The following is an 8830-nucleotide window of genomic DNA, read 5'->3' as shown; positions in this document are numbered from 1 at the left end:
CCAATTAATGCCCGCGCGATGATGACGCGCATGATCTCGTTGGTGCCTTCGAGGATCTGGTGCACCCGCAGGTCCCGCACCAGCTTCTCGATGCCGTAGTCGTGCAGGTAGCCATAGCCGCCGAGCAGCTGCAGTGCGTCGTTGGCGACATTGAAGCCGGTATCGGTGACGAAGCGCTTGGCCATCGCCGACCATTTGCCGGCGTCCGGCGCCTTGCGGTCGAGCTTCGCGGCGGCGGCATAGAGGAAAATACGCGCCGCCTGCAGTTCGGTCTCCATGTCGGCCAGCCTGAACTGCAGCGCCTGGAACTGGTTGATCTTCGAGCCGAAGGCCTTGCGCTCGGCGGTGTAGGAAAGCGCCTTGTCGAGCGCCGACTGCGCGCCGCCCAGCGAACAAGCGGCGATGTTCAGACGGCCGCCGTCGAGCCCGGCCATGGCGATGCCGAAACCCGCACCTTCGCCGGACAAAAGGTTCTCCGCCGGCACCTTGCAATCCTCGAAGATGACCTGGCGGGTCGACTGCATATGCCAGCCCATCTTGTGCTCGTCGGCGCCGAAGGAGAGGCCTGGCGCATCTCTGGGCACGACGATGGTCGAAATGCCTTTCGGCCCTTCAGTGCCGGTGCGCACCATGACGGCGTAGACATCGCTGTCGCCGGCGCCCGAGATGAACTGCTTGGTGCCGTTGAGGACATAGTCGCCGCCGCTCTTCACCGCGCGCGTTTTCAGGGCTGCGGCATCGGAACCGGAGCCGGGCTCGGTCAGGCAGTAGCTCGCCAGCCATTCCATAGAGGTCAGCTTCGGCAGGAAACGCTGGCGCTGCTCGTCATTGCCGAAACGGTCGATCATCGAGGCCACCATGTTGTGGATCGAGATGAACGATGAAAAAGCCGGATCTGCGTGCGACAGCGCCTCGAAGATCAGCACGGCGTCGAGCCGGCCAAGTGCCGAGCCACCGACATCGTCCCTGATATAGATGCCGCCAAGGCCGAGCGGGCCGGTCTCGCGGATCACATCGGCCGGGAAATGCTTGTTACGGTCCCAGTCGAGCGCATTTGGCGCGACACGGTCTGCGGCGAAGGCCTGCGCCATCTCCTGGATGGCGCGCTGCTCCTCGTTAAGTTCGAACTGGCTGGTGCTCGCATCGACCGCGGCGTCCATGGCGTGCTCCCTAATCTTCGACCTGTTGGCCTGTCGTTTTTGGCTTTGCGCGCGCACCAATCTAGACCAATGATGCCGCCGCGCAACCCGATCCCCTGCGGAGCGGCTGTGCATCAATGCATGTTCGGAGTAAGATGTGACGACAAAATTCGATGAACTGCTGGGCCGGTTCCGCGCATACCTTTCCTCCGTGGATCACGCCTTGGTGCGCGATGCCGTGGCGCGCATTGGCTGGGACATGCCGGCTCGCACGCTGGAGCCGCATCCGCTCAACTGCCTGCGTCATCTTGATCGCGCCGCAGAGCTGGCGCCGCCGGATGCCAAGCCGCTGGTGCAACTGCTTGCTGAACGGCGCAACGATTTCCGCTGGGGGCAGACCTACAGCGAGGCGGATTTCGGAAAAGAGTTCATCGATAAATACGGCTGGCTGGAAGTGTTCGGCACCCGAGGCCACTTCGTCAATGACGCTGTCGCCGCCGGCGTGCTGATCCTTGGGCCTGATATCGTCTATCCCGACCACCATCACATTGCCGAGGAAATCTACATTCCGCTGACCGGCGGTACCGAATGGCGCATGGGCGAGAGCGGCTTTTGCATGCGCACGGCCGGCGAGGTCGTCCACCACGCGTCCAACGTCAATCACGCCATGCGCACCGGCAAAGACCCATTGCTGGCGCTGTACATCTGGCGCGGCGGGCCGCTGGCGCAGAAATCCGATATCACCGGAACCTTGGCGCAGGGCAGGGACTGATGGCCAGAGCGATCATGCTGCAAGGCACGGGTTCCGACGTCGGCAAGACGGTGCTGGGCGCCGGCCTCTGCCGCGCGGCAAAGAAGCGTGGGTTGAAGGTGCGGCCGTTCAAGCCGCAGAACATGTCGAACAACGCCGCCGTTGCCGATATTCCCGGCGACAAAGCTGGCGGCGGCGAGATCGGCCGCGCGCAATGGCTGCAGGCGATCGCTTGCGGCGTGGCACCCTCGGTCCACATGAACCCGGTGCTGCTGAAGCCGCAGACCGATGTCGGCGCACAGGTCATCGTGCAGGGCAAAATGTTCGGAGAAGCGCGGGCGCGTGATTACCAGGCGATGAAGGGCCAGTTGATGGACGCCGTTCTGGACTCCTGGGGCAAGGTCGGCGAGGGCGCCGATCTCGTCATCGTCGAGGGCGCGGGTTCGCCGGCCGAGATCAACCTGCGCAGCCGCGACATCGCCAATATGGGCTTTGCCACGCGCGCCGACGTGCCGGTGGTGCTGGTCGGCGACATCGATCGCGGCGGCGTCATCGCTTCGGTCGCCGGCACGCATCTGATCCTGCCGGAGGAGGACCGGCGCATGATCGTCGGCTATCTCATCAACAAGTTCCGCGGCGACATTTCGCTGTTCGACGATGGGCTGAAGTCGATCGAGACATTCACGGGTTGGCGCTGTTTCGGCGTGGTGCCGTGGCTGAAGGCGGCGGCGCGCCTGCCTTCGGAGGATTCGGTGGTGCTGGAGCGGTTGGCGTCCGGCGAGGCACGCGCGCTGAAGGTGGCGGTGCCGATGCTTGGCCGCATCGCCAATTTCGACGATCTCGACCCGCTCAAGGCCGAACCGCAGGTCGAGGTGGTGTTCGTGCCGCCGGGAAAGCCTCTGCCGGCCGATGCCGGGCTGGTGGTCATTCCGGGCTCCAAGTCGACGATCGGCGATCTGCTGAAATTCCGCGAGAACGGCTGGGATCGCGACTTGCTGGCCCATCGCAAGCGCGGCGGCCATGTCGTTGGTATCTGCGGCGGCTTCCAGATGCTCGGCCGCACAGTGCGCGACCCTGACGGCATCGAAGGCAGCGTCATCGAAGCCGAAGGGCTCGGCCTGCTCGACGTCGAAACGGTGATGGAACCGGAAAAGACGGTGCGCAACGTCAGCGCCCGTTCGGTGCAATTCGACTTGCCGCTCGAAGGCTACGAAATCCACCTCGGCCGCACCACCGGACCGGATACGCTGCGGCCTGCCGCTGTCATCAATGGTGTCGAGGACGGGGCGGTGTCGGCCGACGGCAAGGTGATCGGCACCTATATGCACGGCCTGTTTGGCGCCGACGGCTTTCGCGGGAGATTCCTCGAAAGCCTCGGCATCAAAGGCGGCGGCATCGACTACCGGGCCGAGGTCGAGCGGGCGCTGGACGAGGTCGCAGCCGATCTTTGCGCTGGCTCGGTAATTCGCAGAGCGCCCGAGGTTGGCTCAGGCCTTTTCGCCCGCCTTCGGCCAGTAGGTGCCGAAGGACCAGACGTTGCCTTCCGGGTCGCGGCAGATGAACTCGCGGCTGCCATAGTCGCGGTTGGTCAATTCCTGGATGATCGTGGCGCCGGCGTTCCTGGCCTTGGCATAGGCGGCATCGGCATCGTCGACGGCAATGTAGATCGACTTGCCGCCGCCTGAGCCGGGTTCGCCGACCATCTTGCCGTAGTCGTCGTCGCGCACCGAGCCCAGCATGATCATCGAGGAGCCGAAGACCAGTTCGGCATGGTGTACGACACCGCCTTCGCCATAGCGGGCACGGACGCTGAAGCCGAAAGCCTCGCCCAGCCAGTCGATCATTCTTGCCGCGTTCTTGTAGCGCAAAGCGGGGTAGATGCGGGGCGCTTCAGTGGTGGTTGGCATGGGAACCTCCTTCGCTTGGGTTGGTCGATAAGCCACCATGCTCGAAGGCCGTTCCAGGGTCTTGAAGAAATGTTACCTGACAGAGAGCGCGGTCGGCGTTTCGCCGGCGAGGTCGCGAAACTCGCGCACCAGATGCGCCTGGTCGGCATAGCCGCAATCGGCGGCGATGCCGGCCCAGTCGACGGTCGGTTGTCTCGACAGGCCGAGCGCTCGGTTGAAGCGGACAATACCCGACAGTGTCTTGGGGCCGATGCCGATGGCATTGGAAAAACTGCCGGCGAGATGCTTGCGGCTCCAGCCCAGCCTTTCGGCGATCGATCCAATGCGGGTCCGGCCGCCGGATGCGATGATGCGGTCATAGGCCCAGGCGATTTCAAGCGGCGTCTCGGCGGCATTCTCGAGACGGGCGGTGACGAAGGCTTCGGCCATGTCGAAACGCGTCGTCCAGTCCGGCGCGTTGCCAAGCTTTTCACGCAGCGCCAAGCCTTGCGCGCCAAGCACGTCGTCGAGGACGACCATGCTGTCGGCCAGTTCGCTCATCGGCAGGCGGAAGAAACGGCGTGCGCCAAGCGGCGTGAAGTTGACCTGGACGCAGCAGGCGCCGCCGAAGGATTCGATCACCACCGGTCCGGCAAAGAGGCCGGCGGCGAAACTGGCGAAGCGGTCATTGTCGCCGGGCGCCTTGCCGAGGCCGATGGCGAAGGGTTCGGCGAAGCTGATGACCAGCGGTACGGTGAGGGACGCGTATTCGACGTTGCGCATATGGCCGGGCGTCATTTCGCGATAGCCGCAAATGTCCGACACAATGCCCTGAAGTCGAGGATCGGGCAGGCGCCGGCGCATCTCGACCCGCCCGGCGACGGACCGGTCCTGCTCTTGCTGGAGTTGCATCTCGACTGGCATCGGCCATCCTTGCGCCACGTCAAATCTAGCAGACCCAGGGCCGGAATCAAAAGCGCCCGGCTTTTGGCCGGGCGCTCCTCGTCCCCACTTAAAGGGAAATGGTCAGGCGCCGCGCATCAGGCAGCCGCCGGCAAGCACGATGAAAGCAATAAGAACAATCCACACCGATGCGAGTGGAATGAACGCAAGAACGCCAAGCGCGGCGAGTACGCCGATGATGGCGATAACAACGGAAATGATAAAAACGATCTGCGTAGGTGCGCTAAGATTCATGTGTGGCTCCTCCAACATGATTCGAACAGCGGCATTCTATCAGGGCGCGTGATCACACACCAATCAGGGCCCGCAGCGGGTTCGCCGGGTCGGCCAGCAGCTTCACAGCAAGCGCCAGGCACACGATCACCAGCAGCGGCTTGATCAGTTTCGCGCCGATGCGCATGGCCAGGCTGGCGCCGACGCGGGCGCCGATGAACTGGGCAACGCCCATCATCAGGCCGATCTTCCAGTAGACGACGCCGAAGGCCGCGAAGACGATGAAGCCGCCGATGTTGGAGGCGAAGTTGAGCAGCTTGGTATGCGCCGTCGCCTTGAGCACGCCATAGCCGGCAAGCGCCACGAAGGCCAGCATGTAGAAGGAGCCTGCGCCCGGTCCAAACAGGCCATCGTAGAAGCCGATCGCGGGTACCAGGATCAGTCCGAATAGGAAGGGCGACAGCCGCTCGGCGCGATCGATGTCGTTCATGTTGGGCTTGAACGCGAAGTAGAGCGCGATGGCGATCAGCACGATGGGCAGGGCAGCCCGCAGAATGTCACCCGGCACGATCGTCGCCAGCAAGGCGCCGATGGCGCTTCCGACAAGGGCCAGAAGCGCCGACGGCAATTGCCGGCGGAGGTCCACATGACCCTTCGATGCGTAGTGGATGGTCGCCGAGCCCGAGCCGAACATGCCTTGCAGTTTGTTGGTGGCGAGCGCCTGGACCGGCGTGAAGCCGGCAAGCAGCAGCGCCGGCACGGTGATCAGCCCGCCGCCGCCGGCGATCGAATCGACAAAGCCCGCGGCAAAGGCGGCGAAGGCGAGCATGGCGACGGTCTGGATGCTAAGGTCGATCATCTGATGTATGGCGGTGTCCGGCCGGCTGAAATATCGGGCGTTCGACCACGGCCGCCCTGTTTGCGCAAGGTCGATTCCGCGCTACCTCTATCCAAGCGCATCGCGCTTGGATTTGTATTTGTGTGGTTAACCCGGAAAGAGGCTCCTGATGGCATTCGCATTGCTGGACCAGATACGTCAGATATTCGACGGCGACCCGGGTGTGCGCAAGGTGGCGGGCGATCCGGTCCTGTCGGCGGAACTGCTGATGTTGTTTCGCATGATCCTGGCCGACGGGTCTGTCAGCGAGAGCGAGATGGTTGTCTTCCGGCGCATCTGCAAGGACGCCTTCGGCATTGCGGAAAGCAGTATCGACAGCGTCATCGAATATCTCAACGAGTTCGGCTACGAGACCAACGGCTCGCAGGCGATTGCACTGTTCCGCGACCTCGATGTCGAGCGGCGCCGGCAATTGGCCAAACATATGGCGGAGATCGCCAAGGCGGATTCGCAACTTGCCGAGAGCGAGATGCGCCTTCTGCGCCGCACGCTCGACCTGCTCGACATCAGCCCGGTCGATGTGGTGAAGCCGCAGGAGTGATTGGACGCCTTCTCTCCTGATCAGCCTTGCTCTCGCAGCCGCTTCGCGATTGCCCGGTGCAAGTCAGGAGCGGCGGTGACAAGCGCCTTGGCAGCCTCGGACTGCGGGTGGTCGAGCACCTCGCTCGTCTTGCCGCGCTCGACGACCTTGCCGTCATGCATGACCAGCACCTCGTCCGTGATGGCGCGGGCGACGGTCAAATCATGGGTGATGAAGAGATAGGCGATGCCGAGCTTCTGGTTGAGCTCGGCGAACAAATCGAGGATTTGGGCGCGGATCGAGACGTCGAGCGCCGAGACCGGCTCGTCGGCGACGACCAGCTTGGGGCGGGTGATGATGGCGCGGGCGATCGACAGGCGCTGGCGCTGGCCGCCGGAAAATTCATGCGGGTATTTGTCCATGTCGCTGATGCCGAGGCCGACTTCGTGCAGCGCATGCGCCACCATTTCGCGGCGCTCGGTGCGTGTCGGCTGCTTCTCCAGCACATGCAGGGGTTCGGCGACCAGTTTTTCGACCTTCTGACGCGGGTCGAAGGATCCGTAGGGATCCTGGAAAACGACCTGCATGTCACGGCGAGCCGGCTTCAGCTCGGCTTCGCTCTTGCCGGTGACGGTCTCGCCGTGAAACCGGATCGTACCCGATGTCGGCCGATCCAGCGCCAGGATCATGCGGGCGAGCGTTGACTTGCCGCAACCGGAGCGGCCGACCAGCGCCACTGACTGACCCGGCGCCATCGACAGCGAGACATCGTCGACAGCGCGGATACCAGGCGCGCGTTTGAACAATGAGGTGCGCCGTCCGGGATAGTCGCGTGTCACGCTTTCGACCTGGAACAATGAGGTGCGTCGGCCGGGATAGTCGCGGGTCACGCTTTCGACCTGAAGCAAAGGTTGGCCCGTCGCGATGTCATGCGGCCTGGCGCGCGCCGGCACATGCATCGAGGCCTGCGCCAGCTGGCGCGTGTAGGGATGGAGCTGCTCGGACAGCGTGCGCGCAGTGTCGCCGGCTTCCATAACCTCGCCGCGGCGCAGGATAGTGATGCGGTCCGCCATCTCGGTCACCACGGCGAGGTCGTGCGAGATCAGGAGCAGGCCCATGCGGCTTTCGGCGACGAGGTCGCGCAACAGGTCGAGGATCTGTGCCTGCAGCACCACGTCGAGCGCCGTCGTCGGTTCGTCGGCGATCAGCAGCTTCGGCTTCAGGGCGCAGGCGATGGCGATGACGACGCGCTGGCGCTGGCCGCCGGACAGTTCATGCGGATAGCGCGACATAGGGAATTTCGCCGAGGGCAAGCCGACGCGGTCGAGCATTTTTCGCGCCCGGTCTTCGGCCTCGGCGCGGCTGGCCTTGGTGTGCCAGCGTATGCCTTCGGCAACCTGTTCGCCTATGGTCTTGACCGGATTGAGCGCCGTCATCGGCTCCTGGAAGACCATGCCGATATCGTCGCCGCGCAGCGCGCACATCTGATCCTCGCTCGCCGTGAGGATGTCGATGCCGTCGAATGTGACGCGTCCGGTGGCGCGCGCGGCATGGGGCAGAAGCTGCATCACCGTCAGCGCGGTCATCGACTTGCCCGAACCCGATTCGCCGACCAGCCCCATCACTTCACCGGGCGCAATGGAAAGCTCCACACCCCTGAGGATCTGCGTGTCGCCGATGGTCAGCGACAGGTTCTCGATGTCGAGCAGGCTCATCGCTGCCGCCGCGATTTCGGATCGAGGATGTCGGCGATGCCGTCGCCCAGGAGGTTCAGCCCCAGCACGGCGACAACGATCGCCATGCCCGGAAAGATCGCCATCCATGGCGCCACCACCATGCGGGTCTGCGCGTCGAACAGCATGCGGCCCCAGCTCGGCATTGGCGGTTGCGCGCCAAGGCCGAGATAGGAAAGCCCGGCCTCGGCTAGGATGCCCAGCGCGAACTGGATGGTGCCTTGCACCAGGAGCAGCGTGGCGATGTTGGGCAGCACATGTTCGATTGTGATCTGCGTGCTGCTCTTGCCGGCGGCGCGCGCGGCCAGAATGAACTCGCGCGGCCAGATCGCCAGCGCGCCGGCGCGGGCGACACGGGCAAAGACCGGGATGTTGAAGATGCCGATGGCGATGATGGCGTTGATCGCGCCTGGCCCGAAGATGGCGGTGATCATGATCGCCGACAGCAAAGCCGGGAAGGCGAAGACGAGGTCGTTCAGCCGCATCAGTGCCTCGTCGACGAGGCCGCCGCGTGCCGCCGCAAAGGCGCCGAGCGGCACGCCGACCCCCATGCCGATGCCGACCGCGACCAGCGCCACGGCAATCGAATTGCGGGCCCCGACCATGACCATCGACAGAATGTCGCGGCCGAAATGGTCGGTGCCGAACCAGTGCGCCAGCGAGGGTGCCTGCGTCTTGTCCGATATCACCAGTTTGGTGACGTCGTAGGGCGTCCAGCCATAAGAGA

At 64.2% G+C, this 8830-nt stretch carries 9 protein-coding genes and 1 pseudogene; 3 read left to right on the top strand and 7 right to left on the bottom strand.

Annotation, left to right across the window (positions count from 1 at the left end; genetic code table 11):
* A partial coding sequence (locus tag EOB49_RS31225) for an isobutyryl-CoA dehydrogenase (RefSeq protein ID WP_127383241.1) occupies positions 1-1160 on the bottom strand: 1160 nt, incomplete at its 3' end.
* 136 nt (positions 1161-1296) lie between these two features.
* On the opposite strand from EOB49_RS31225, the gene EOB49_RS31220 reads away from it, so the two are divergent.
* Both EOB49_RS31220 and EOB49_RS31215 read left to right on the top strand, forming a co-directional pair.
* Positions 1297-1911 carry a dimethylsulfonioproprionate lyase family protein gene (locus EOB49_RS31220; RefSeq protein WP_127320791.1) on the top strand — a complete coding sequence of 205 codons (615 nt, stop codon included), beginning with the start codon at positions 1297-1299 and terminating at the stop codon, positions 1909-1911.
* A pseudogene (locus EOB49_RS31215) lies at positions 1911-3338 on the top strand (cobyric acid synthase); the annotation flags it as partial. The gene EOB49_RS31220 and the pseudogene EOB49_RS31215, both read left to right, overlap by 1 nt.
* Before the next feature lie 39 nt (positions 3339-3377).
* Here EOB49_RS31215 and EOB49_RS31210 read toward each other — a convergent pair.
* From EOB49_RS31210 to EOB49_RS31195, 4 genes are all read right to left on the bottom strand, one after another.
* Positions 3378-3797, bottom strand: coding sequence for a VOC family protein (locus EOB49_RS31210; protein WP_127323226.1), 420 nt, complete (start codon positions 3795-3797; stop codon positions 3378-3380).
* Positions 3798-3869: 72 nt separating this feature from the next.
* A complete protein-coding gene (locus EOB49_RS31205) occupies positions 3870-4700 on the bottom strand; it encodes an AraC family transcriptional regulator (protein ID WP_127383240.1) in 831 nt (276 codons plus the stop codon).
* A 102-nt stretch (positions 4701-4802) separates the two neighbouring features.
* The gene (locus EOB49_RS31200; protein ID WP_023812274.1) at positions 4803-4973 is read right to left on the bottom strand and encodes a hypothetical protein; all 171 of its coding nucleotides are present in this window, start codon (positions 4971-4973) and stop codon (positions 4803-4805) included.
* Positions 4974-5025: 52 nt separating this feature from the next.
* Entirely contained in the window at positions 5026-5811 is a 786-nt protein-coding gene (locus EOB49_RS31195) for a TSUP family transporter (RefSeq protein ID WP_127268807.1), read from the bottom strand.
* A gap of 148 nt (positions 5812-5959) precedes the next feature.
* Between EOB49_RS31195 and EOB49_RS31190 the strand changes: the two genes are divergently transcribed.
* Positions 5960-6391 carry a TerB family tellurite resistance protein gene (locus EOB49_RS31190; RefSeq protein ID WP_127383239.1) on the top strand — a complete coding sequence of 144 codons (432 nt, stop codon included), beginning with the start codon at positions 5960-5962 and terminating at the stop codon, positions 6389-6391.
* 20 nt (positions 6392-6411) lie between these two features.
* Here EOB49_RS31190 and EOB49_RS31185 read toward each other — a convergent pair whose 3' ends face one another.
* Both EOB49_RS31185 and EOB49_RS31180 read right to left on the bottom strand, forming a co-directional pair.
* Positions 6412-8085 carry a dipeptide ABC transporter ATP-binding protein gene (locus EOB49_RS31185; RefSeq protein ID WP_127383238.1) on the bottom strand — a complete coding sequence of 558 codons (1674 nt, stop codon included), beginning with the start codon at positions 8083-8085 and terminating at the stop codon, positions 6412-6414.
* Positions 8082-8830, bottom strand: a 749-nt coding sequence (locus EOB49_RS31180; protein WP_164781871.1) for an ABC transporter permease, incomplete at its 5' end; no start/stop codon positions are given. The genes EOB49_RS31185 and EOB49_RS31180, both read right to left, overlap by 4 nt.

The sequence above is a fragment of the Mesorhizobium sp. M7A.F.Ca.MR.148.00.0.0 genome (assembly GCF_003997735.1).
Lineage (GTDB): Bacteria > Pseudomonadota > Alphaproteobacteria > Rhizobiales > Rhizobiaceae > Mesorhizobium.
This window is presented reverse-complemented; position numbering and strand designations above follow the sequence as displayed.

What these genes read in the sequence shown, in the direction of transcription:
- EOB49_RS31200 (WP_023812274.1), bottom strand. Translation starts at nt 4,973, where the DNA reads ATGAATCTTAGCGCACCTACGCAGATCGTTTTTATCATTTCCGTTGTT.
- EOB49_RS31210 (WP_127323226.1), bottom strand. Translation starts at nt 3,797, where the DNA reads ATGCCAACCACCACTGAAGCGCCCCGCATCTACCCCGCTTTGCGCTAC.
- EOB49_RS31195 (WP_127268807.1), bottom strand. Translation starts at nt 5,811, where the DNA reads ATGATCGACCTTAGCATCCAGACCGTCGCCATGCTCGCCTTCGCCGCC.
- EOB49_RS31205 (WP_127383240.1), bottom strand. Translation starts at nt 4,700, where the DNA reads ATGCCAGTCGAGATGCAACTCCAGCAAGAGCAGGACCGGTCCGTCGCC.
- EOB49_RS31185 (WP_127383238.1), bottom strand. Translation starts at nt 8,085, where the DNA reads ATGAGCCTGCTCGACATCGAGAACCTGTCGCTGACCATCGGCGACACG.
- EOB49_RS31190 (WP_127383239.1), top strand. Translation starts at nt 5,960, where the DNA reads ATGGCATTCGCATTGCTGGACCAGATACGTCAGATATTCGACGGCGAC.